This is a genomic window from Corynebacterium ammoniagenes DSM 20306 (assembly GCF_001941425.1).
Taxonomy (GTDB): Bacteria; Actinomycetota; Actinomycetes; order Mycobacteriales; family Mycobacteriaceae; genus Corynebacterium; species Corynebacterium ammoniagenes.
The window spans coordinates 2,047,999-2,073,071 of sequence record NZ_CP009244.1; the positions used below are offsets into that span (position 1 = coordinate 2,047,999).

The window sequence follows — 25,073 nt, forward strand, 5'->3', positions numbered from 1 at the left end:
ACGAAGTGACTCGCCGATTGATACCTCTACCAAAGCGTCCTCGAAGCCGGTGAAGATGAGCGTCGGCTCACGGCGTGCTCTTATCGCCGCGGTATCCGGCACCCTCATCGAGTGGTATGACTACGCCCTTTACGGCGCTGCCTCAGGCTTGGTCATCGCTCCCTTGTTCTTCGCTGATGTCGGCGCGGGCGCTACCCTGGCAGCGTTCGCGACATTCGCGGTCGGCTTTATCGCACGTCCACTCGGCGGCGTCCTCGTCGGCCACCTCGGTGACCGCTATGGCCGTCGACCGGCAATGCTTCTGACTATCATTGTTATGGGTCTTGCCACCGTTGGTATTGGACTGTTGCCAACTGCTGCGGCCATCGGCACGCTAGCACCCATCTTGCTGGTGCTGCTTCGACTGCTTCAGGGAATGGGCGCTGGCGCTGAGCTATCTGGCGCTATGACGATTGTCGCCGAGTTCGCGCCGCCGCAGCGCCGTGGCCTTCTCACCTCTTTGGTGCTCGCCACCCCGCCCGCGGGTATTGCTTTGGCAACGGTTGCATTCCTCATTGCGTCTTCTGCTGGTGATGAAGCACTGCTGGCGTGGGCATGGCGCGGACCTTTCTTGGTTTCTGTAGTTCTCTTTGCCGTCGCGATCTTTATTCGCCGCAAGCTCGAAGAAACTCCTGAGTACCTGGAAGCACAAAGCAAGGCTGCAGAGCGCGGCGAGAAGCAAAAGACTCCAATCGTTTTGCTGCTCCGCCATCATCAGCGCCCGCTAATCGTGGGCTTCCTTGCAATGACGGGCCACAACGCCATCAACTACGGTTTGGCTGTCTTCGCTATTTCGCTCATGACATCCCCCGAAGTGGGCTTGGGTCGCGCCGCAGCGCTCACTGCAGTGACCATTGGTTCGCTGGTCGGTGTATTCACTACGCCAATCGGTGGTTGGGCTGCTGACCGCTTCGGAGCTGGTAAAACAGTGGCTTTCGGTTCTGTCATGGGTGCTATTTTGGCCTATCCCATCCTCATGGGACTGGCATCAGGCAATGCCTGGACAGGTGGCCTAGCTGTTGCAGCGGGCTACGCTTTTGTCATCGCCTTTACCTCAGGCGGACAAGGCTCGTTCCTCGCTGGACTTTTCCCACCGCGCGAACGCTTTAGTGGGATTGCCCTGGCGCGTGAGCTCAATGGCGCGATCGTTGCCGGTTTCACTCCACTGATTTTGACCTGGCTTCTTGGACTCCAAGGAACCTTATTGCTGCCCGCGCTGTACCTCTCTGCGTGCTGCATTCTTTCTATCTTTGCGTACGCAATCGCACCGCGAAAGATTCATTAAACACTCAAGCTCCTGCTGACAGAAAACCGAAGGGATATTCCTACTCATGGCACGCCTTAAGCACCAATTACCTCAAATCAAAGAAATTCTTCCGCTGATGAAGTTCAAAGCTCCCACCCTCGATCGCCGCGCCGCACGCCTGGCAGCAGTGGGCAACGTGTGGGATATTCGCAAAATTGCGAAACGTCGCACCCCTACCCCAGCGTTTGATTACGTCGACGGCGCAGCGCAGAGCGAAACGACTCTTAACCGCAGCCGGAAGCTCTTCAATGAGATTGAACTGATCCCTAAGATTCTGCATTCCACGCCAGAGGTAGACCTGTCCACCACGATTGCTGGTGGCCCCTCCTCCCTACCATTCGGTATTGCCCCAACTGGGTTTACCCGATTCATGCATTCCGAGGGCGAGGATGCCGGCGCTGCGTCTGCTGCCAAGGCGGGTATTCCATTCTCACTATCAACCATGGGTACCCGCTCCATCGAGGAAGTAGCTCAAGCATCTGAAAAATCCAAGAACTCCAAAGACGGTAGTGGACGCCGCTGGTTCCAGCTCTACTTGTGGAAAGACCGTGAGGCATCAAGGGATTTGCTGGAGCGCGCACAAAATGAGGGTTTCGATACCTTGCTGGTCACCGTGGATACGCCAGTCGCTGGACAGCGCCTGCGTGATGTCCGCAACGGCATGACTATTCCCCCACAGCTCACGGCAAAGACCGTACTGGACGCGTCTTACCGTCCGGAGTGGTGGTTTAATTTCCTGACCACAGATCCGCTGACCTTCGCGTCTTTGACCAATACCGCTTCTGATCTTCCAACGCTGATCAACGCTATGTTTGACCCGTCGCTTTCCATTGAGGACTTAGAGTGGATTCGCTCAATTTGGCCAGGCCGGTTGCTTGTTAAAGGAATTCTGACTGCAGAAGATACGCGCCGCGCATTAGATGCTGGCGCTGATGGCCTGATTGTGTCCAACCACGGTGGCCGCCAATTGGACCGCAGCCCGGTTTCTATCCAGGCGCTGACCGAGGTGCGCAAGGAAGCCGGTCCCGGTGTAGAAATCATTTTGGACTCGGGCGTGATGTCTGGCTCCGATATCGTCGCGGCTCTTGGCTTGGGCGCTGACTTCGTGCTTATCGGCCGCGCTTACCTCTATGGCCTGATGGCCGGTGGTGAAGAAGGCGTGGACAAGGTGATTGACCTGCTCGCTGAAGAGGTCCGTAATGCGATGTTGCTCATGGGCACCCGCACCATTGAGGATTTGAAGAATTCCGGCCAGGTTATCGCGCCATGGCTCAAGAACGACAACGAGAATATCGACGCCTAAAACTACCGAGGGCCTGTCCATCACGCACAATGCTTGCGATCGGACAGGCCCTCAGTTCTCTATTTGCTTTCTACGCACCAAGTCTTTCCCGGAACGAAGTGGGGAAAAGATTTAGTGCGCGAAGTGGCGGGTGCCAGTGAAGTACATGGTGATACCGGCTGCTTCAGCAGCAGCAATAACTTCTTCATCGCGGATGGAGCCGCCGGGCTGGACAACGGCGGAAACGCCGGCATCGATAAGCACCTGCAAGCCATCGGCGAATGGGAAGAACGCATCCGATGCTGCGACGGAACCGCGAGCACGCTCTGCGGAATCAGCCAAAGTATTCGCGCGGTCAACAGCCAACTTCGCCGAATCAACGCGGTTGACCTGGCCCATACCCACGCCAACGGTTGCACCTTCATGCGCCAACAAGATGGCGTTGGACTTTACCGAGCGTACTGCGCGCCAAGCGAATTCCAGCTCCGCGAGTTTTTCCTCGGATGCAGCTTCGCCGGCAGCCAAAGTCCAAGTCGAAGCCTTATCGCCCTCAGCCTGGTAAACGTCTGCTTCCTGCAGCAGACGGCCACCAGAGATTTCTTTGACCTCTACTGCTGGTACTTCATGCTCAGCAACAAGGATGCGAATATTCTTCTTGCCCTGCAAAATCTCGACGGCACCATCTTCGTAGGACGGTGCGATGATGACCTCGGTGAAGATGTCAGCAACCTGGGTTGCCATTTCCTTGGTGACTTCGCGGTTGACCGCAATAACGCCACCGAAAGCGGACATTGGGTCACAGGCGTGTGCCGCTGCGTGTGCTGCTGCGATGGACTCATCAGAAACAGCGATACCGCAAGGGTTAGCGTGCTTAATAATTGCTACACATGGACGTTCATGATCCCAAGCAGCGCGCCATGCGGCATCCGCGTCCTGGTAGTTGTTGTAGCTCATTTCCTTACCGTGCAGCTGCTTCGCATTTGCCACACCGGTATTGCCCTCGCGAACGACAGAAGCCTTCTGGTGAGGGTTCTCTCCGTAGCGCAGAGCCTCCCCTTCTAGGTCAGTTGCTGCGGAAACAGAGGAGACATCGGCAAGCTGCTCTGCGAACCAACCAGATACTGCAACGTCATAGTCTGCCGTGTGCTTAAAGGCAGTCGCAGCCAGCTGACGACGCTGCGCCAGATCAAATCCACCCTGCGCAACTGCCTCGGCGATGTCACCATAGCGCGCAGGATCCACAACGACTGCAACTGAAGGGTGGTTCTTTGCTGCCGCACGGACCATGGAAGGACCGCCGATATCAATTTGCTCTACGCAACCATCAAAGTCTGCGCCAGAAGCAACAGTTTCACGGAATGGGTAAAGGTTTACGACGACCAGTTGGAAGGGCTCAACCTCGAGTTCTTCCAACTGATTGAGGTGATCTGGCTTGCGAGTATCAGCCAAAATACCTGCGTGCACGCGAGGGTGCAAAGTCTTCACGCGGCCCTCGAGGCACTCTGGGAATCCCGTGAGGGCTTCAACTGGAGTGACATTAATGCCAAGATCAGCAATCTTGGCGGCCGTGGAACCTGTGGACACAATCTCTACGCCTGCGCTATCAAGCGTGCGAGCGAGCTCTTCGAGCCCAGTCTTGTCATACACGCTAATTAGTGCGCGTTTGATCTGCTTGCGGTCATCACTCATGGATGAAAGCCTTGCCTTCCTGACTGTGGGAAATCTGGTTTAAATCTCAATAATAAGCTGCTGGTCTTGAACATGCGCTGCGCGTAAGACCTGCACGATAAGCTCACGTTCAACGCTCTTGATGCGCTCATGCAAGCTTGCCTCATCATCTTCTGGCTCAATCGTGATTGCCCGTTGCGCGATGATGCGGCCGGTATCAACTCCTGCGTCCACGAAGTGGACCGTAGAGCCGGTGACTTTCACGCCATAAGCCAACGCATCCCGGACACCGTGCGCGCCCGGAAAGGACGGCAAAAGTGCGGGATGCGTATTGATAGTGCGGCCTTCAAAGCTAGCCAGAAATTCAGCACCAAGGATTTTCATAAATCCGGCGGACACCACGATATCGGCGGCGCCAACTGCTTCGACGAGGTCTTTATTCCACTGCGCTCGGTCTGCGCCTAAAGGCACAACTTCTGCTGGGATGCCTGCATCTTGGGCTCGCTCAATCCCCGGGCAAGGCTTATCTGCGACCACCTTGATAACCCGATAAGAATTGTCTTGGTTGTCGATGATATTTTGCAGCAGAGATCCAGTTCCAGAAACAAGCACCACTACTTCTAGCGGGGCTGTTGCTTTCAATGCTTGCGAAGGCGATTCAGTCACGTGTTAAAGACTAGTCTGTAGCCCTAACTAGGTCGAAACCATGCGGCCGTTTATTCCCCCGAGTGTGGGATTAAAGAAAACGCCTGGATTAATCATCAGAATTTTTCTGCGACTTCCCGATCTCTTCCCCATTCTCTTCCTTATTATCTTGGGGTTGCTGCTCTACAGGGTCCACCGAATCAGTTTGAACATCCGCTGCGTCAATGACCTCTACTTCAGGCTCTTCGGATTCTTCGAGTTCCGTCGCTTCTTCATTGATATCAATGGATTCATCTGCGTATTCCGACTCCGCGCCTACCTGATCTAGATTCTCCGAGGACTGACCATCCTCGGCATCAATGGTCGTTCGGTCTTCGTCGGGCACGTCAGTTTCTTCTGGTTCGGCTTCGGCAGATTCTTCCTCCACGCTGGTTAAATCCTGAGGTTCAGAATCTTCGGTGGTGCCTTGCTCCTCAGCCGCATCATCGGGGTTCTCTTCCAACTCGCCGTCAATGTAGTCTTCGTTCGCCGAGGAACCTAATTCTGCTTCTTCACTGGTCTCATGCTCCTGACCATCTTCACCTTCTGGAGCATCTTGAGAGGAAACAGATGCAGACGAAGATTCCTCAACAGCAGATTCATCTGGTTCATTGTCTCGGCGCTCTTTGAGCATGATTCCGGTAGCTACAGCCAGGTTGATGCCGCAGCCCCATACAACTGCCAATCCCGCAGCGATGAATAGCATTGGCCCGACCGATTCATAATAACCAAGCTCACCGGTGATGAAATAACCAAAGAGAAGGACGAGCACTCCCATCGCTACGCCCACAACAAGTGACTGCACAAAGCTAGGACGCTGGCGAAGCGCAACAAATGCAAAAGCTACAGCCGTTAGAAGGAGTAGTCCGATTGCCCATGAGGATGCCGAACCAGGGACAGCCCCCAGCAGCGGCAGCGGTGGAAGTGGAACCAAGTGAACGCTGAAAAGACTGACGCTGGCATCACCAATGTGAAACTCAGCCCCCAATAGAATCCCAGCCACGCCAATAAGCAGGTTCGGAAGATAGAGAACGGACAAACCGATCAGTGCGAAGAGTGCGAATCCCGTCAATTGCGGAAAACCATCCAAAATAGCCGCTTGGTTTTTCCAGTTAACGATCAGCGCGACGAGCAGGACGAAAGCCGACGCTGCAAAAAGTGCTAACAGTGCGAGCACTGCATGAACCACGCCATCCACTACGACGCGTGGAACCTTGTAGCGACGCGCTAAAGCACGCCACAAACGTGGCCCCATGCCAATCGCGAACGCCGTTAGATGTAGAGCTACCGCACGGATAATCGCCTGCGCAAGTGGAGGCGGTGAAACCTCATAAACCTGCGAAGCGTCCCACAGCATGAACCAAGCGACGAATATTAAGACAATCGGTATTACTACAACGCAGGCTAAAAGCGCGAGTAGATCATTCACGCTGACTTTATCCTTGACAGCGCGATGAACATTAGCCGCTACTAGCCATCCCAAAATCAGCGCCGGAAGAAAAGGTAGAGCTGAGACGACGATATCCGAAGTCACTACTGGCGCTAGATTCGTCACCATCCAAGACTGCGCAATTGCTGTAGGCAACCACGCCATTGGCGAACTCGTTAGCAATACCGTTGCCAGCGCGATAGCAACGAGCGAAAAGAAGGCGACAAGATTTGGAACGGCCACGACAAAAAACATCCGCCGTAGACGTGAACGCCACGTCACCGGGCCATTGGAACGACGCTCTTTGGCGCCATTCCCTACCGTCTTCGCAACACGTGCAGCAGACGGCGAACTGCTCCGAGCTCTTCCACGGCTGCGCGTTGAATTACGCGGGCCTGAACTCGACCGAGATTGGGGGCTAGTGTTTTTGCTCATCGGATATACACCTTGCCACGATTTCTCCCCTTTTTAGCGTTGGCACCCCGACTCTCAGCTAAGTTCCAGGCTAGCTCTAGCGCTCAGCCACCACACGCTCTTCAGTTTCGATCAGCGAAGATACCCTCAAGTTTTGCAGCAGGTTCAAAGTACGCCTATATATAAGGAATAAGATTAAGTTTTTAGGCTCAGTTCTCATCGCTATTTTCAGTTCACGTCACGCTATAAACACGGTCTTTAGAATCTCATTTTTGGCGACATTGATTCCAAAATTTTCCGCCTCAGAAAGCCTAAAACCGCGAAAGAGTCGGTAATCACAATTAATTTTGCAAAGAATTTTTCTCGCCGAATCTCAATTCGATAAACGCGTGAACTGGACTAACGGACATTGTTCTAAAATGAACCGAGTAGAAAATGAAGCCAGGTTCAATCAAAGGCCAAAAAGAGCTTGCCCGAGTACCTTTGAGACGCTATTGTTACCTCTCGTTGGTAACAGTAAGGTCACAATCCGATAAAGAGCAAGGGTTCAACGTGACACCCTCTCGCATCCGAGAGATGCACACGCTCCAGGAGTGAAACATCAAAGGGAAGAAAGTATTCATGCAAAGCATTTCTCAGCGCTCTGGCGTTGGACGTCACCGCAAGGTGAACATCGCACAGACAGCTAAGGGACGCATTGCTTTAGTAACCGTTGCTGCAGGCGCGGTTTCTACTGCTGGCGTTGGCGGAGCAGCTGCAGCCCAGGTACAAAATACTCCTGTGGACTCGGTTAAAACTCAGACCACTGATTTCAAGCAAGTAAGCAAGACTTCCCCGCTTGACCAGGTATCTGGGGACATCCAGTCCCAGATTGATGGCGCAGTCGCCACCACCCCGCAGATCCTGACCGTTGCAGAAACCAAGCCGGTTCAAAACCTCTCCGAACAGCTCAACACTGCAATCCAGGCATCCCAGGCTCGCGCAGCAGCAGACGAAGCAGCCCGCGCCCCATCCGTCGTCCGCCCCGCGGAAGGCACATTCACCTCAGGATTTGAACCTCGCTGGGGCTCATTCCACAAGGGCATCGACATTGCCAATGCGAATGGCACCCCAATCTTGGCAGCCATGGACGGTATCGTCATCGACTCCGGTCCTGCATCTGGATTCGGCAACTGGATCCGCATCAAGCACGAAGACGGAACCATCACGGTTTACGGACACATGGAAACTCTTGATGTTTCCGTTGGCGAGACTGTTCACGCTGGCCAAAAGATTGCAGGCATGGGCAACCTTGGCTTCTCCACCGGATCCCACTTGCACTTCGAGGTCTACCCAGACGGCAACACCGCAGTTGACCCAGTACCATGGCTCGAAGAGCGCGGCGTATCGGTATCTTAATTCCTTAAACTCTATAAACTTCCGAGACCGGGTGCCTACTAGCATTTGCTGCCAGTAGGCACCCGGTCTCGTTTTATCCGATAGATAGCCACCTTCCGGCCAGTGGCCCCCGGACAGTTAAAGCAAGGCCCTACAGCGCCCCACTTACCGCCCACTGCCCTACTAAGCGCAGAATTACCCATTCCTGTACCCAAGGCTGGCCAGGGCCCTAGGCGACCGATTCGCGGCATATGCGAGCAGACCTACCGATGACGCACGATTAATGCACTTTTAATGTCCACACCATACGTCCAAATAGGCTCAGCTTTAGACATTCGAAAGAGGCAATTACCTAAAATGCCAAACGCAGCAACTTACCCTGCAATGGCAGAAACCGTATTTTAGGCACGCCGGGGATTACCTAGCACCCCCTCAAATCCCACCCCCGTCCGACACCCCCAGAGATTGAACCGCTAGTTTACATTCGCCACTTTAATCACATTAGTCACATACGTAACATGCTGGGACGTTCGATGATTTATCGAAAATAGACTGCCATGATCGCTCGAATCCTCATTGCGCGGTCACCCAACTACCGATAGCTTTAACAACGTTGCTACAACACAATCACAGCTATGTAACGACACTCTTTCTTGGTTTTCTAGACCAAGCTGAGCCAGTTTTATTGCGCTGCTGATTACTGTGGCTAAACCAAACACTGATGTACAGCGTTTAGCAAAGGATCGAATCTATGAAGCGCATTCCACGCGCAGCCAAAACTGCACTGGCAATAGTTGCTGCCTCAGGCATCGGCCTTGCCACGGTCTCGGCTGCCACTGCAGACACCTCGGCGCTCAGCGTCAGTCTCGCGGAAGGTTCTTCCGAAGCGCAAGTAAACCATGTTGATAATCCCGAGCTAATCAACGCAGCAATTGGGTTATTTAGCAGTTTGGACGGCATTGTTAACAACGGTGCAGTCCCCACAATCGAGCGCACCGACTACGGTGTCTCCATTGTCTTAGACCCAAGCACGATTCCTGGGCTAGCAGAGCAGTTCGCTCCTTCCCAGCCCTCTCAACTGTCTCCACAGCGCGGCAGCACTCCTGATGGACGCACAGTCGTCTTCCCAACCTCAGGAAAGCTGTCGTCAACCTATGGTTCACGTTGGGGAACAACTCACAACGGCATCGATATCGCCAACCCCATTGGCACTCCGATCTACGCGGTCATGGACGGTGAAGTTATCTCATCCGGGCCAGCGCAGGGCTACGGCAACTGGATCCGCATCAAGCACGATGACGGCTCTATCTCCGTCTACGGACACATGCAGGCTTCATCCTTGCTCGTCGGTGTTGGCGAGCGTGTGACCGCAGGACAGCAGATTGCCTCTATCGGTAGCGAAGGTCAATCTACTGGACCGCACCTACACTTCGAGATTTGGCCGGACGGCGCGAACGCCACCGACCCGAAGCCATGGTTTGCAGGTAACGGAATCTACTTCTAGTTTCCTAGAGTTTTTCCATAGGCAGGCCGCCCACGAGCATGAGCCTGACCTTGCCTGCGGAACCAAAGTCGATGGTTACAGTCGATCGCAGACCTGAACCATCGGCAGCGATGACTGTGCCCAGGCCATATTTGGCGTGGTTGACGCGGTCGCCTACAACTAAATCCAAATTCTTGTTCTTGGACATCGAGCTTTCCGAAGCCTTAGAAGAGCGAGTTCGCTGCGAAGGGGATGTCGCGGCGGAGCGTGAACTACGGCCCCAGCCGGACCAGCTCGAGTCATAAGAACGACCATAAGAATAGGAATCATCGTAGTCCCACGCTGAGCCCATTGAGCTTTGCGGTTCTTCGCGGCGCCAGTCGATGAGATCCTCCGGGATCTCGCCGAGGAAGCGGCTGGCCGGATTCGTCATGGGATTACCCCACGATGAACGAAGAATCGCACGAGTGAGGTAAAGCTCTTCACGGGCACGAGTAATTCCTACATACGCCAAGCGGCGTTCCTCACTGAGCTCCTTCGGGTCACCGAGGGAGCGCATGTGTGGGAACTGTCCCTCCTCCCAACCGGTGAGGAATACAACCGGGAATTCCAAGCCTTTCGCAGTGTGCAAAGTCATCAGGGTGACCACGCCGGATTCATTTTCAGGAATCTGATCTGCATCAGCAACCAAAGAAACCTTCTCCAAGAAGGCCTGCAGTGAACCCGGTGCAGCCTCTCCCTCACTAAGTTCAGGGGCAACCTCAATATCTGAATCAGATCCGTCAAAAGCCAATTGGTTCGCTGCTTCGGAAGAAAATTCACGTGCCACCGAAACCAATTCGTTGAGGTTGTCTAAACGCGCTCCATCTTGTGGGTCATTAGATGCTTCCAATTCCGCTTTATAGCCGGTGGCATCCAAAATAGCGCTGACTAATTCACCCAAGTCTGGCTGTTTAGTGACATCATTTATCATCGCGGGAATCTGCTCCCGGATTCCAGACATCATGTCGTTGAATTTGGTCACCGCATTTACAGCACGGGTCCCCAACCCTGGGACTTCTCCCTGTTCGGCAAAATAGAGTGCCTTACCAAAGCTGATATTGAGGTTATCGGCATGCGTGGCAATCTGCGCCTGAGCCTTATCGCCGATGGCACGCTTAGGCACGTTAATAATCCGGCGCAGACTTACTGAATCATCTGGGTTATCCATGATCCGCAGATATGCGATGATGTCACGAATTTCGCGGCGCTCGTAAAACCTGGTTCCGCCAACGACCTTGTACGGAATGCCTGAGCGCACAAAGATATCTTCCAAAGCACGCGAAGCGTTATTGGTGCGGTACATGATCGCGAGATCGGAATAGTTGCGTCCCTTATCCGCCAAAGCGTCGATTTCTGAGGCAATAAAGCGCGCTTCATCGTGCTCGTTATCAGCTACATAGCCAATGACCTTTTCGCCTTCGCCGTGGTCCGTCCAGAGGTTTTTCTTGCGACGGTTTTCATTTTGTGCGATCACCGCGTTGGCGGCACTCAAAATGGTTTGGGTGGAGCGGTAGTTTTGCTCCAGCAAAATCGTCCGTGCACCTGGGTAGTCACGCTCGAAGTCCTCAATATTGCGGATGGTCGCGCCACGGAATGCATAAATCGACTGGTCCGAGTCACCCACCACGCACAGCTCCGGGCCGTTTTCTCGGTCGTCGCCGACTAAGGCTGCGACCAAGGAATACTGGGCGTGGTTTGTATCCTGATACTCGTCAATGAGCACGTGTTTGAATCGGCGACGGTAGAACTCAACGACCTGCGGGTGTTGCACGAAGATGCGCACTACTTCCCCAATGAGGTCATCAAAATCTACTGCATTGGCCGCGCGGAGACGACGCTGATATTCCGCAAATACCCGCGCGACGGTGAGTTCGAAGGGATTTTTCGTCTTCTCAGCTTCTGCCAAGGCCGTATCCGGCGAGGTCAGCTCATTTTTGTGATTCGAGATCTGGTTGGCCAGCACGCGCGAGGTGAACTTTTTAATATCCAGCTGCATGTCTTTAGCGATCATCGTCAGCAAACGGCGGGAATCATCGCCGTCATAAATGGTGAAGTTCGTATTCAAACCGGGGACTAATTGGGCTTGCTGGCGCAGAATCCGCACGCAGATTGAGTGGAATGTGGCCACCCACATCCGCTCTGCCACGGGTCCTACTAATTGCCCCACGCGCTCTTTCATTTCCGCGGCGGCCTTATTGGTAAAGGTAATAGCCAAGATTTCCCACGGCGCTACTCCCCTGGTGCCCATGAGATAAGCAATGCGGCGAGTTAGCACCGCAGTTTTACCCGAACCTGCACCGGCAATAATCAACAAGGGCGAACCAGTGTGCTGAACTGCTTCGACCTGTTGTGGGTTGAGACCTTCAACCAACTTATCTTCGTTCACGTTGAGCTGTGGCCGGTTTCGGTAGGAGCTTTCCTGATTGGCCCGCGCCTGAAATGGCGAGGGTGCCGATTGCCCACGGCCTGCCGCAAACGGATTGGAGGACGATTCATGCGAAGGCGCGAAGGGGTTTCGCTGCTGCGGTGTAGTCGTCTGACCCATCCAAGAATCCCGAAACAGGTCAAACGCATCTTCGGGTGGCAGATCTGCTTCTTCTGGTGGGGCAAACTCTGGCTCAGGCTCTAAAGGTGGAAAAGGAAGCTGGTCAAAGTTGTGTGACTGGTGTTCGTCTTGGTTATTTGATTCGCTGCGCATAATACCCTCCAACCTACCCGGTGCCTCGGACACCGCTTGCCACAACCACTTATGCCCTTTAAGCACGGGTCAGTGATTTCGGTTTCCCCTACTTAGTGGCAGAATGATGTAGTTATGGACAACTCTTCTGAATCTGGCCGCACTGATGCTAGCAATAAGCAGTCCCAGGACGAACTCATGGGAGAAGACTTGCAGTTAGGCGATGGCGGAAATAACGCGGATATCCGCATGCCCTCGGGCACCGATGATCCATTATCTGATGCCGAGATTCAGAAGTATCGCGAAGAGATCAACCGCATGGATCGCACCATTCTAGATGCCATCAAGCGCCGGACTAAAGTCTCTCAAGCTATTGGCAAGACCCGCATGGGCTCCGGCGGCACGCGCTTGGTGCACACCCGTGAGATCTCTATCCTCAATCAGTTCCGGGATGAATTAGGCGAAGAAGGTCCAGCAATCGCCTCTGCTCTGCTGCGCATGGGCCGCGGCAAGCTCGGCTAATACTGAAAGCTTCCGGGCTTTATTGTCATCGCCAAGCTCTGCTGCACCAGCCATCACAGTTCGGCACGAGCCATCACAGTTCGGCACGAGCCGTCACAAAGTGCATCGACCAGCACGGAAGCTCTTTTGCCGTCCCAGAAAGCGTGTGGCTCACGGTCTTGTGAGATATTGCTCCGCTGAGCTGGGACGAGAATCACTTTTGTACAGCCAATTATAATTTTTTATAAAAGGTTGCTGCTAATACCCTGTTTAAGTATGAATGCTGTCTTAATTGCTGTCGTGGTCATGCTTGTGCTGGCCCTAGTGCGCGTGCATGTCGTCGTCGCAATGTTTTTGGGTGGCCTCGTCGGAGGTCTGCTCGCAGGCCTCGGGCTGGATGGCACCATGCTCGCATTTCAAGAAGGTTTAGGTGGCGGCGCCAAGATTGCGCTGAGCTACGCCCTACTCGGCGCATTTGCCATGGGAGTGGCATCCACTGGCTTGCCACAAATCCTGGCCAACCTGTTGCTTGCCCGCGTCAACGCTAATAAAGCACCGAGCAACCAGCCAGCAACCGTCGGCGCCGGAGGCTCCGGAGGCTCCGGTGACTCTGATGAACCAGAAGACCCCATCATCCATACAGCCAACCAAAAGGCCGTGACCACCACCAAGTACCTCATCATCATTGGCTTGCTGGCGATGGCGATCATGAGCCAGAACGTCATCCCCGTCCACATTGCATTCATCCCGCTGATTGTTCCGCCACTTTTGACGGTATTTAATAAGCTAGGCATCGACCGCCGTCTGATTGCTTCTGTATTGACGTTCGGCTTGGTCACCACCTACATGTTCGTTCCGGTGGGCTTTGGTTCCATCTTCTTGAACGACATCTTGCTGTTTAATATTAATGAAGCCGGTTTGGACACCTCCGGCATCAATATCATGCAGGTCATGGCCATTCCCGCTGTGGGGATGCTCGCTGGTCTGCTCATCGCGGTTTTCATCAGCTACCGCAAGCCCCGTGTCTACGAAGACCGTCCGCTGGCAGAAGAGCCTACTGGCCAAAATATTTCTACCTACAAGGTGTGGGTAGCACTAATCGCCATCGTTGCCACCTTCGCCGTGCAGGTCATTATGCAAGCACTCGATTTTGAAGCCGATGGCCTTCTGGTTGGTGCCTTGGTGGGCCTTGCTATCTTGCTGCTTACCGGTGCCGTGGAATGGAACAAGGCCGATGATGTCTTTTCCTCCGGCATGCGCATGATGGCACTGATTGGTTTCATCATGATCACCGCGCAGGGCTTTGCCGCAGTCATGACCGAAACCGGTGAGGTCGAATCGCTTGTCGAAGGCGTGTCCTCTGTCTTCGGCGAAAACCAAGCCGCGGCAGCCGCAGCGATGTTAATCGTAGGTCTTGTGGTCACCATGGGCATTGGCTCGTCTTTTTCCACGCTGCCGATTATCACCGTCATTTTCGTCCCTTTGTGCCTATCGCTTGGCTTTTCGACGATGGCTACTGTTGCCATCATCGGCACCGCAGGTGCTTTGGGTGATGCCGGCTCCCCGGCTTCGGACTCGACGTTGGGCTCGACAGCTGGCCTTAACGCGGATGGCCAGCACGACCACATCCATGACTCGGTTATTCCAACGTTTATTCACTACAACATTCCGCTGCTGATCGCCGGCTGGATTGCCGCCATGGTTTTGTAATTCAAACACGCGCCACAACGTCGCTTTAAAAGTTATTTCCGGCTTCTTCACATATTTTGTGGAGAAGCCGTTGCTATTTTCCGCCTCAAAGCAATATTTTGGCTAATTTAGAGGTAGCTCAATTTACTACTTCAGCGCTGGTCATTGAAAGGTCAATCATGGATATCACGCAACAGCCTGCATGGGCACAGCTTCAGCAGCTTTTTACGGCGAAGAAGGACACGACGCTACGACAGCTTTTTGCTGACGATGCCAACCGCGCCGAAGCTTTGACCTTCGACGCAGCAGGACTGCACGTCGACCTTTCGAAAAACCTCATCGATGCCGAGGTACTATCCGCGCTAGTAGAACTCGCCCAGCAAGCAGGAGTAGAACAACGCCGTGCGGATATGTTTGCCGGCAAGCACATCAACACCACCGAAGACCGAGCGGTTTTGCACACGGCGTTGCGCATCCCGGTCGAAGATGACTTGGTAGTCGATGACCAGGACGTGGCCGCTGATGTCCACGAAGTACTCGGCCGCATGCGCGATTTTGCTACTGCTCTACGCTCCGGCAAGTGGCTGGGTCATACCGGCCACACCATTAAAAAGGTCGTCAATATTGGCATCGGAGGCTCCGACCTGGGCCCCGCCATGGCCGCACAAGCTCTACGCAGCTATGAAGTAGCAGGTATTTCCGCGGAGTTTGTCTCCAATGTGGATCCAGCAGACCTTGCTCAGACCTTAGACGGACTAGATGCCGGCTCCACGCTGTTCATCATTGCCTCCAAGACCTTCACCACACAGGAAACCCTGGCTAATGCCCATGCCGCACGCCGTTGGCTTCTCGAGCAATTCGACGGGGATGAATCCGCGATTGCCAAACACTTCGTCGCGGTATCGACCAACGCGGAAGAAGTTGCGGCATTCGGCATTGATACCTCCAATATGTTTGGTTTTTGGAACTGGGTAGGTGGACGCTACTCCGTCGATTCCGCCATTGGTTTGTCATTGATATGCACCATAGGCCCTTTGGACTTCATGCGCTTTCTCGAAGGCTTCCATGCCATGGATGAGCACTTCCGCACCGCGTCATTGGAGTCCAATATTCCTGTGCTCATGGCGCTGCTGAGCGTGTGGTACACCAACTTCTACGGTGCCCAGTCACACGCGGTACTTCCCTACTCTGAAGACCTCGGCCGCTTCCCTGCCTATCTGCAGCAGCTGACGATGGAATCTAATGGCAAGTCCGTCCGCCACGATGGCTCCGCAGTGACCACCACAACCAGTCCGATCTACTGGGGTGAGCCGGGCACTAATGGCCAACACGCCTTCTTCCAGCTCCTACACCAAGGCACGCACCTAGTCCCAGCTGATTTCATTGGCTTTGCGCGTCCGAAGGAAGACTTCCCCACAGCCGATGGCACTGGGTCAATGCATGACTTATTGCTGGGCAATTTCTTCGCGCAGACCAAGGTCTTAGCTTTTGGCAAGACCGCGGAGGAAATTGCCGCAGAAGGCGTAGACCCAGAGCTCGTCGCGCACAAGGTCATGCCCGGCAACCGCCCGACCACCACCATCTTGGCGCAGGAGCTTACGCCAGCTGTGCTTGGCAGCCTGATTGCACTCTATGAGCACATCGTGTTTGTCGAAGGTGCGATCTGGGATGTCAACTCCTTTGATCAGTGGGGTGTGGAGCTTGGCAAACAACAGGCAAATGACCTGGCACCAGCGGTATCAGGTCAACAAGAGGCCAATACTGGTGACTCTTCTACTGACACGCTCATTCAGTGGTTCCGCTCGCACCGATAATTGCCAGCGTTCGTGCAGATAACATACAGTTTCTCTTCACGGCCAGTTCATATTCTTTGGGCACACTTGAGCATTTGAAATGAAACCTACAAGGAGTGGACGGCTACCGTGCAGGCAATAATTGACTGGATCATCCAGCTGATGGAAATCCTCGGCGCCCCGGGCGTCGGCATCGCTATTTTGCTGGAAAACCTCTTCCCTCCGATCCCGTCCGAGGTGGTTCTGCCGCTAGCCGGATTTACCATCTCCCAGGGCAGTCTGAGCTTTTGGCCCACGTTTATTTGGGCCACTGCTGGTTCCGTTATCGGCGGCTGGATACTTTACGGTATTGGCGCGTGGATCGGTGCCGAACGCCTGCGCAAGATCGCAGACTGGATGTGGCTGGTAGAGGCCAGTGACGTGGATAAGTCCTTGCACTGGTTTGATAAATTCGGCCCTGCCTCGGTCTTTTTTGGCCGCTTCCTCCCCGGTATCCGCTCCTTGATTTCCATCCCCGCGGGTATTGACCGCATGAATCCTGTGAAGTTCACGGTATGGACAGGTGTCGGCTCGGCAGGCTGGAATGCCTTGCTCATCGTGCTGGGTATGTGGCTTGGTGAGTCCTATACCGTGGTCGCAGACTATGTCGATCAGTATTCCACCGTGGTTTATCTGCTCATCATCGTGGCCATCGTCGTGGTCTTGGTATTGCTCATTCGCCGCAGCCGCAAGCGTAAAGCTAACGGGAATGCCCCATCCGCGGAAGAATCAACGGATCAGTTGCCTTCCCGCAAATCCTAGACTTTTTCTATGCCCGGAACTTTTCAGAAACCTGCTGCCGAAAACGGTCATCGCAAGCAGCGGGCTGTCATCGTTGGTGGTGGCCACAACGGACTTACCGCAGCAATTGTGCTCGCGCGAGCAGGGTGGGAAGTAGAGGTTTTTGAAAAATCCGGCACTGCCGGTGGCGCGGCAACCTCAGGCGCGGTCTTCGGCTCCGGCGCGATCGTAGATTACGGTGCCGCCGCGCATCCTTTTGGAGTCGCAAGCCCAATTTTCCACGAGCTGGATTTAGCTCAGTACGGCTTGCAGTGGGCGCATTCGACCTATCCACTGGCCCGCCCATTTGATGCTGCTCCCGCCGCCGTGTTGCATCGCTCCCTGAAGGAAACAGCCGAAGAGCTAGGCCGTGATGGAGCTGCTTGGCGTAGGTTGCATGGGCATATCGTGGACAATATTGATGACCATCTCGCCAACTTCCTAGGCCCCATTCTGCGCTTTCCTGCGCATCCTTTGCGCATGGCACATTTCGGTATTCCCGGCTTAGCTTCAGCGAGTACGCTATCCAAGGTTCTTTTTCGCGACGAGCGTGCACGCGCATTGCTAAGCGGAAGCGCAGTACATGCAATCGTGCCGCCAAGCCAGCCGTTGACGGCCGCCTTTGGGACGTTATTTTCTGCGCTCGGAATGAGCCGCGGGTGGCCAGTTGCAGTCGGTGGCACCCAAGCTATTACTGACGCGCTGGTTACCGCAGCACGCGCGCATGGCGTACGCATTCATCTCAATTCTGAAGTCACAGATCTCCGACAGCTACCGGCCTACGATGCGCTTGTTCTCAATCTCACCCCAAGACAGATACTGCAGCTTCCTGGCGCAGACATCACTCCGCGCTCCCGCGCGCGTTTTAAGAATTGGCGCTATGGCACTGGAGTATTCAAAGTCGATTATCTGCTCACTGAAGCAGTGCCATGGTCAGATCCACGGGTGGGGCAAGCAACGACGGTGCACGTAGGCGGCAGCGTCGCAGAAATCGACCATGCAGAAAAGCTTGCCCATAAAGGCGTGCTGGCAAAGAAGCCTTTCGTGATGGTCTGCCAGCAGCAAGTAGCGGATCCCACCCGTGCTGAGTCGGGACATATTTTGTGGACGTATGCCCATGTGCCGCACGGCTACCAGGAGCAATACCCCGGTGAGGTGGCCGGGCTTATCGAGGCGCAAATCGAGCGCTTCGCCCCAGGGTTTAAAGACATCATCGTGGACAAGCAGTCCACCAGCCCCAGGCAATTAGAAGCATGGAATCCCAATATTATTGGCGGAGATATTGCCGGCGGCACCATGGCAGGCCTTCGGGTGTTATTACGGCCCGGGCTGACGGTACACCCTTATCGCCTCGGCGCAGGTACTTTCATGGCCTCTGGGGCAACCCCGCCAGGAGCAGGCGTGCATGGTATGGCCGGGGCGAACGCCGCCTACGATATTTTGTCCCTTTAGAGCTTGGCCCTTTAGAGCTTGGTCCGCTGGAGCTTGGTCCGCTAGAGCTTCACCATGGGTTCGTAGCCAAAGGGAATGCGGTCGCTGGGGACAATCGAGCGGCCAAATGGAAAGCAGGTCACCGGAATCATTTTGACGTTCGCAATGGCCAAAGGAATACCAATAATGGTGATTGCTTGCCCTGCTGCGGTAATAATGTGGCCAATCGCAAGCCACAGGCCCGCGACCAAGAACCAAATGAGGTTGCCGATAGCGCTAAACCCACCGGTACCGCGGGTGGGTTGGACAACACTGCGGCCAAAGGGCCACAGCGCGTAGCTTGCCATGCGGAAACTAGCCACACCTGCCGGAATGGTCACGATGAGCACACAGGCAATGATGCCTGCTAAGAAGTAGCCCAGCGCGAGGGCAAAGCCGCCGAAGATAAACCAGATGATGTTCAGAATCGTTTTCATAAAACCCAAACTAGTCGACAATGCCGACATTGACATCAGGGTTTGCACCCAATCTCGTATCTAGACGAGGTTGGCAGTGTGGGCAGACCCAAATAATGCGCTCGAGTTCACCGTCTTCTCCCCCGGCATCGGGCCCGCCGAGACGATCGGTGTAGATGGTGGTGGTGCACCTGCGGCAGCGCTGGTTATTTCTGCCGAAGACATAGGTGGTCTCCCCGGCGCGCCGGACGCCCGTGGTCACGCGCACTGGGGAATCTTTATTGGCCCACATGATTTTTCGCGAAATATCCACCACGCTTTCCACCCTGGTCACGCCGATGGATTCAACGGAGTCACGTGGGTCGATGCCTGCGATAAAACACGCTTCCGCGCGGTATTCATTTCCGATGCCTGCCACATTGTGCTGGTCTAACAGTGCCGCACCGATGGAGCGGTGAGGACGAGAAAGTATGCGTTGGAGAGCTTCGTCGCGGCCGTACTCTTCCCACTGTTCGTCGAGGATATCGGGGCCTAAATCAGCAATGCGGTCATAGTAATTGGCAATGGGATAGACCTCGACGTGTCCTAAGCTATGGCCGACGAGCTCGATATCGCGGGGAGTATTGGCCAGGTTCAGCACGGCGCGGGCGGTAAATCCGGGTTTGCGCCATTTATCCCCGGCGTAGTGGATGGACCATTGCCCTTCCATCTTGAGGTGGGTGTGCAAAATCTGCTCGCCAAATTGCATGAATAAATGCTTGCCGTACGGCCAGACGTTTTCGCAGTAATCACCAGTAAACGTCGATGTGGCATAGCGCGGTACGCGAATGGAGGTCCGCGTGACCTGGCGCCCAACCATAAACTGCAGCTTATTCGATAACTGCAGTACTGAATCTCCCTCTGGCATAAGCGCCTATCCTACTCGTACGTACTGCTAACGCCTATTGCGACCACGCGGTGGCAAAGGGCCTCGCCGCGGGCGCATGGGCCCCGAACGGTTAGTCTCACCTTCGGGCGGATCATCAAAGCTTAGCTCTTCAAGGGCTTCATGAATGCTGCGACCGCGGCGAGATCCCGTTCGTTCTTCGTGTACAGGCGAGGAAGCCGCGGTGTCACCTGGATCACTGCCTGGTTCATTGCGCGTCTGGGTAGGCGTCCGTGGCGCGGCAGCAGTGGTAGCAATCCGAATGCCGCGGGGATTAATGCCAGCGCCGAAGCTACGTAGTTGCTTGGCCACGTCTGAGTCGAAGATGGAGGCACCATTGGCTTTTTCAATGACCAACGGGCTGAGCCTGCCTGCAGAAATTAGCGCGAGCAGTGCGCGGTAGATACTTGCCAATGTTTGCTCGTGGTCAATGCCTTCGGGCAAGTACTCAAAAAATGTCGTCAGTGTCTTCCCACCGCGGGTCAGATGCGCGACGCAAAGGCCATCGATAAGCACCACCAGTGCACCGGCCGCGCGCGATGGACCTTGGGCAGGCCAAGGCAAAGCTGCACCGTACGGGTTGGCGGGATCGCAGGCGGCGAGCACCACGGTATCGGGTGTGGTGGTCCCTGAAGGCCATCCTGTGACATCGGGTGCATCGCTCATTCCGCGCAGTCGGTCGATGACTGCGGGCGTGGAAAACTGCGCTGCACCTAGTCCTTCAATGACGTAGCCGCGCAGGGCTTTGCCGGATTCTTCAAAGCCAGACAGCACCTTATACGCCAAGGCAAACCCGCCCAAGACGTCTTCGGAGACCACGGAGCCGCGCGTGACCACGCCGTAGCGATCAAGCCACGCTTCGCCTTGTGCCGCAGAACGCGCGGTGGCATCTGGGGAGGCAGCGATAGTCAATGCCCACCGGCCGGTCATATCAGGTGGCGTGGGGTTAGCGCGTTGGGTTTGGGCAAAGGAGGTACGTCCCATGCGCAGGCGTGAGCGTTGCGGGCGACGCTTTTGCCGGTGTGCGGTGCGGCCTGAGCCGTGCGCAGATAAGCGCGTGCGAATTGGGGCAAAGGAATCCGGGCTGACTAAGCCCATCTCAACTAGGCCCCACAGTGCTTCACGCACCTGTTCGGTCGACGGTGCGTCGGTGCCAGCGCCCACACCAACGTCGAGGCCACGTTGGTCCGAGGTGGATATATCGCTGGTGCCGCCAGTGGCTTCCCTGCTGATATCACGGTAGATATCGGCAAAGAGGAATCCGCCGCCGCGCGATAACAGCGCCACGATGGATTCTTGCAGCCCTGTCAACCCGGAGATTTCCTCATCTCTGACCGGTACGAGCCCGGCGGCATAATCCGCGGGCAGCAGCATCACCCAGGGATCGGAGGAGCCGGCTTTGCCCGCGCCCACGATGAGGACTTCGCCGTTCGAGGTCAGCTCATCGAGCATGACGGGCGAATAATCCCCGACACGCGAGGGCAGCACCATTGACTCCCACGCGGAGGCCGGCAGGCGCACCCCGGCGAGTTGTTCTAAGACGGCATAAACCCCATCCGCGCCACGCAACGTAGGACGACGCAGTGCGCCCGTGGCGCCTTCGATGACGGGAGCGACGCTATTCCACTCTGGTAGGAAGCGGCCAAATGTGGCGGGTGATACTGGTTCGGTCTGTGCGCGTGCGCGTGCCAACGACCGCGAACGAATAACTCGCAAGACTTCATTCGCGCAGTACTCCACGTCATCAACGCCTTGGCGATAGTGGCCTTCGATGACCGAATCCATCCCCGCGATGGTGGAATGCGCGATGGAGATGGACAGCGAAAAAGCATCAGCTAGCTCACGCAGTACAAACGGGCCGCGACTGCGTGCCCAGCGTGATACTAACTGCTCTAAAGCATCAGTTATCGGCTCCACCTGCGCGGGAATACCAGGTGGCACCGGAATGCCGAGCCCATCGCGCAGCAACGCTGCATCTTGTGACTGCGCCAGGTGAACGCGCCCGCCGATGCGCACTTCCATAATCCGGTGGGATAGTTGCTGGTGAAGGGTTTGCAGTGGAACATCGGTGTGCTCCGCCAACTCGTCCACGGGCACCGGACCAATCATGCGCAACATGTCCGCGACCTGCTCGCTCGTGCGCGGCCGGCGGGACGGATCGGTGCGCTGTAGCTGCGCGTGTACCTCGGCGATAATCTCTGGTTCTAGCAGCTCACGCAGTTCGACCGTGCCCAATAGTTTCGCCAACAGCGCCGGATCCAACGCGAGGGCTGCCGCACGCTTTTCTGCTAGCGGGCTATCGCCTTCATACATGAAAGCACCGGTGTAGTTAAACAGCAGCGAGGAGGCAAAAGGTGAAGGCTGCTCGGTAGTAACCTCGGCGATCCGTACCTTGCGGTGCGCAAGATCGCGTGTGACGTCCACCAAGCTCGGCACGTCGTAGACGTCTTGCAAACACTCACGCACGGTTTCCAAGATGATGGGAAAGGACGGATATTTGCGCGCGACATCTAAGAGCTGTTCGGCACGTTGACGCTGCTGCCACAGCGGTGAACGAGCGCCCGGGTTACGCCGCGGCAAAAGCAAGGCGCGCGCCGCGCACTCGCGAAAGCGCGAGGCAAAAAGTGCGGAGCCGCCGACTTGTTCTGTCACAATGTCTTCGATCTCGTCCGGGTCGAAGGCAAACAGCGAGGCATCTGGCTCCGCTTCGCCTTCAGGCAAGCGCAGCACGATGCCATCATCGCCAGCCACGGCCTGGGCATCCATGCCGGTACGCTCAGCAACGCGTGCCCCTACCGCCAGCGCCCACGGGGCATTGACCCCGCGGCCAAACGGTGAGTGCAGCACAATACGCCAGTCGCCGAGTTCATCTTTAAATCGTTCCATCACCAACGTGGAATCATCAGGAATCGACCCAGTTGCCTCCCACTGCTCATGCAAGAAAGCACGCAGGTTGTCTTTGGCCCACTCGTCCGTGTGAGTAATTAAATCTGGATTGGAATGCGCTTCCCGGCGAAATGCGCCAATCGCCTGGCCTAATTCATAAGGCCGTCCCGCCGCATCACCCGACCAAAACGGCAAACGGCCGGTGTGCCCGGGCGCCGGGGTCACAATCACCTGGTCACGGGTAATATCTTCAATCCGCCAGGACGACGCCCCGAGGGTAAACACATCACCCACGCGGGATTCGTACACCATCTCCTCATCGAGCTCACCCACGCGCCGCGGGGCACCTTCCCCACCGGCGATGAACACACCAAACATGCCACGGTCCGGAATCGTGCCCGCATTGGTCACCGCCACGCGTTGCGCGCCGGGCCGAGGTGTCATCACCCCCGTGACGCGGTCATAGACCACCCGCGGGCGCAGTTCCGCAAAATCAGTGGAGGGATAAACGCCGGAGACCAGGTCGATCACGGAATCAAAAACCTCACGCGCCAGGTCGCGATACGGCCAGGCACGCACCACGGTGTCATACCAATCATCAGCCGTTAAGCCTTCCGGGGCAGCAGCCACGGCAGCCACCGTATGCTGCGCTAGGACATCCAGGGGGTTGGTGGGAATATGCAGCTTTTCGATGCCCCCTTCCACCATCTTCTGCACCACCACGGTGGTCTGCAATAAATCAGAGCGGTGCTTGGGATAAAACGAGCCATGACTCGTTGCACCGACGACGTGCCCGGCGCGCCCGATGCGCTGCAGGCCCGAGGCCACAGCCGGTGGGGCTTCTACTTGGATCACGAGCTCCACCGCGCCCATATCAATGCCCAATTCCAAAGAGCTGGTGGACACCACTGCGCGCAGCGCGCCTTCTTTGAGCATCGTTTCGGTCATCGCGCGCTCGTCTTTCGACACCGACCCGTGGTGCGCCCTGGCAATAACCGCTGGGGCTTTGCCGGCCACATCGGTTTGTTTCATCAATTGCGAGGGGTCGCGTCGTTTTTCTGGCGATAGTGATTCGGGGTCATGAATACTTGCCCAGATCTCATTGAGCCGGGAGGTCAGCCGCTCGGCGGTGCGCCGAGAGTTGACGAAGATCAACGTGGAGCGGTGTTGCATGACCTCGTCATAGACGGCTTGTTCAATAAACGGCCAAATCGACTTTGCCACGGGCAGAGCGGAATCGGCGGACACCGAAGCATCGTCAAGCAACTGCTCCGTCAGTGGTTCATTGGTGATAATTCCCAATGGGTCATCGACTGTTAATTCGCCAATGGTCGACCCTGCTTCCGGGGTGGGAAGATCTGACATGTCTTCGACCGGCACGTGGATATCAAGTTGCCACTTTTTCTCTGCTGGCGGCGCAATAATCTCTACTGGGCGACCTCCGCCAAGAAAGTTAGCAACGGTATCCAAAGGCCGCACCGTGGCCGAGAGCCCAATGCGTTGAAACTCCCCTGCCACCTGTGCCAAACGTTCCATGGTCAAGGCCATGTGCACCCCGCGTTTGGAACCGGCGATGGCGTGGATTTCATCGATGATCACGGTATCGACCGAGGCTAAAATGCCCGCGGCCTTCGACGTCAGCATCAAATATGCCGACTCCGGGGTGGTAATTAACACATCTGGTGGCTTGCGCAGCTGCCGGTTGCGCTCTGATTGTGGGGTATCCCCAGACCGGATACCGATGGAAATGTCTGGTTCATCCACCCCTAAACGCTGCGCTACCCGCGCGATGCCTGCCAGTGGGACGCGTAGGTTGCGCTCGATATCGACGCCTAGTGCTTTCAGCGGGGAGATATACAACACCTTGACCCCGCCCTCGCTTACGCGGCGTTCACTTCCGCGCGAGTCGCTTACGCGGCCTGTCGACCCTGCCGCGTTATCGCCATCGCGAAGCGGTAGAGCGATTTGGCCTTCGCGTTCCATGAGATTATTCAAGGACCATAAAAAGGCAGCGAGGGTCTTACCTGAACCAGTCGGGGCAACAAGCAAGGCATGATTGGCCTGGGAAATAGCATCCCAGGCTTGGGTTTGCACATCCGTTGGTTCGGCGAATACATCCTCGAACCACCCAGCAACGGCTGGTTTGAATCGAGACAAGATGTTATTGGCCATG

Annotated in this window: 16 protein-coding genes; 9 read left to right on the forward strand and 7 right to left on the reverse strand. The window is 55.7% G+C overall.

Translation table 11 applies throughout. The features are described from left to right. Positions 1–55 precede the first annotated feature (55 nt). Together CAMM_RS09410 and CAMM_RS09415 are read left to right on the forward strand one after the other, a co-directional pair. Positions 56–1,324, forward strand: a complete 1,269-nt coding sequence (locus CAMM_RS09410; RefSeq protein WP_050759842.1) for an MFS transporter — start codon at positions 56–58, stop codon at positions 1,322–1,324. Between the two features lie 46 nt (positions 1,325–1,370). Then, on the forward strand, positions 1,371–2,648 hold the full coding sequence (locus tag CAMM_RS09415; protein WP_003846462.1) for an alpha-hydroxy acid oxidase: 1,278 nt from the start codon (positions 1,371–1,373) through the stop codon (positions 2,646–2,648). Between the two features lie 111 nt (positions 2,649–2,759). On the opposite strand, the gene purH is transcribed toward CAMM_RS09415, so the two are convergent. The 3 genes from purH to CAMM_RS09430 all read right to left on the reverse strand — a co-directional run bounded on the left by purH (position 2,760) and on the right by CAMM_RS09430 (position 6,651). Further along, the gene (gene purH, locus CAMM_RS09420) at positions 2,760–4,316 is read right to left on the reverse strand and encodes a bifunctional phosphoribosylaminoimidazolecarboxamide formyltransferase/IMP cyclohydrolase (protein WP_003846463.1); all 1,557 of its coding nucleotides are present in this window, start codon (positions 4,314–4,316) and stop codon (positions 2,760–2,762) included. Between the two features lie 39 nt (positions 4,317–4,355). Further along, positions 4,356–4,961 (reverse strand): phosphoribosylglycinamide formyltransferase, encoded by a 606-nt coding sequence (gene purN / locus CAMM_RS09425; protein WP_075761549.1) that lies wholly within the window; start codon positions 4,959–4,961, stop codon positions 4,356–4,358. 88 nt (positions 4,962–5,049) lie between these two features. Then, entirely contained in the window at positions 5,050–6,651 is a 1,602-nt protein-coding gene (locus CAMM_RS09430) for a cell division protein PerM (RefSeq protein ID WP_147581078.1), read from the reverse strand. Positions 6,652–7,443: 792 nt separating this feature from the next. Between CAMM_RS09430 and CAMM_RS09435 the strand changes: the two genes are divergently transcribed. Beyond that, the gene (locus CAMM_RS09435; protein ID WP_003846472.1) at positions 7,444–8,220 is read left to right on the forward strand and encodes a M23 family metallopeptidase; all 777 of its coding nucleotides are present in this window, start codon (positions 7,444–7,446) and stop codon (positions 8,218–8,220) included. A gap of 730 nt (positions 8,221–8,950) precedes the next feature. Then, positions 8,951–9,703, forward strand: coding sequence for a M23 family metallopeptidase (locus tag CAMM_RS09440; RefSeq protein WP_003846474.1), 753 nt, complete (start codon positions 8,951–8,953; stop codon positions 9,701–9,703). A 4-nt stretch (positions 9,704–9,707) separates the two neighbouring features. Here CAMM_RS09440 and pcrA read toward each other — a convergent pair whose 3' ends face one another. Continuing rightward, a complete protein-coding gene (pcrA, locus tag CAMM_RS09445) occupies positions 9,708–12,422 on the reverse strand; it encodes a DNA helicase PcrA (RefSeq protein WP_147581079.1) in 2,715 nt (904 codons plus the stop codon). Between the two features lie 177 nt (positions 12,423–12,599). Between pcrA and CAMM_RS09450 the strand changes: the two genes are divergently transcribed. From CAMM_RS09450 to CAMM_RS09470, 5 genes are all read left to right on the forward strand, one after another. Next, complete coding sequence (locus CAMM_RS09450) at positions 12,600–12,923, forward strand: chorismate mutase (RefSeq protein ID WP_050759844.1); 324 nt, start codon at positions 12,600–12,602, stop codon at positions 12,921–12,923. Positions 12,924–13,178: 255 nt separating this feature from the next. Next, positions 13,179–14,612 carry a Na+/H+ antiporter family protein gene (locus CAMM_RS09455; protein ID WP_075761550.1) on the forward strand — a complete coding sequence of 478 codons (1,434 nt, stop codon included), beginning with the start codon at positions 13,179–13,181 and terminating at the stop codon, positions 14,610–14,612. A gap of 158 nt (positions 14,613–14,770) precedes the next feature. Beyond that, positions 14,771–16,405, forward strand: a complete 1,635-nt coding sequence (gene pgi / locus CAMM_RS09460; protein WP_003846483.1) for a glucose-6-phosphate isomerase — start codon at positions 14,771–14,773, stop codon at positions 16,403–16,405. 108 nt (positions 16,406–16,513) lie between these two features. Continuing rightward, entirely contained in the window at positions 16,514–17,185 is a 672-nt protein-coding gene (locus tag CAMM_RS09465) for a DedA family protein (RefSeq protein ID WP_003846485.1), read from the forward strand. A gap of 9 nt (positions 17,186–17,194) precedes the next feature. Beyond that, on the forward strand, positions 17,195–18,655 hold the full coding sequence (locus tag CAMM_RS09470) for a phytoene desaturase family protein (RefSeq protein WP_003846487.1): 1,461 nt from the start codon (positions 17,195–17,197) through the stop codon (positions 18,653–18,655). 41 nt (positions 18,656–18,696) lie between these two features. Here CAMM_RS09470 and CAMM_RS09475 read toward each other — a convergent pair whose 3' ends face one another. From CAMM_RS09475 to CAMM_RS09485, 3 genes are read right to left on the reverse strand one after another with little or no spacing between them, the layout of a single operon-like run. Beyond that, positions 18,697–19,110: a YccF domain-containing protein gene (locus CAMM_RS09475; RefSeq protein WP_003846489.1), complete on the reverse strand. Its 414-nt coding sequence runs from the start codon at positions 19,108–19,110 to the stop codon at positions 18,697–18,699. A 10-nt stretch (positions 19,111–19,120) separates the two neighbouring features. Further along, the gene (locus tag CAMM_RS09480) at positions 19,121–19,996 is read right to left on the reverse strand and encodes a DNA-formamidopyrimidine glycosylase family protein (protein WP_003846491.1); all 876 of its coding nucleotides are present in this window, start codon (positions 19,994–19,996) and stop codon (positions 19,121–19,123) included. Positions 19,997–20,023: 27 nt separating this feature from the next. Next, positions 20,024–25,072 (reverse strand): Lhr family ATP-dependent helicase, encoded by a 5,049-nt coding sequence (locus CAMM_RS09485; protein WP_003846493.1) that lies wholly within the window; start codon positions 25,070–25,072, stop codon positions 20,024–20,026. Between the last annotated feature and the right edge of the window lies 1 nt (position 25,073).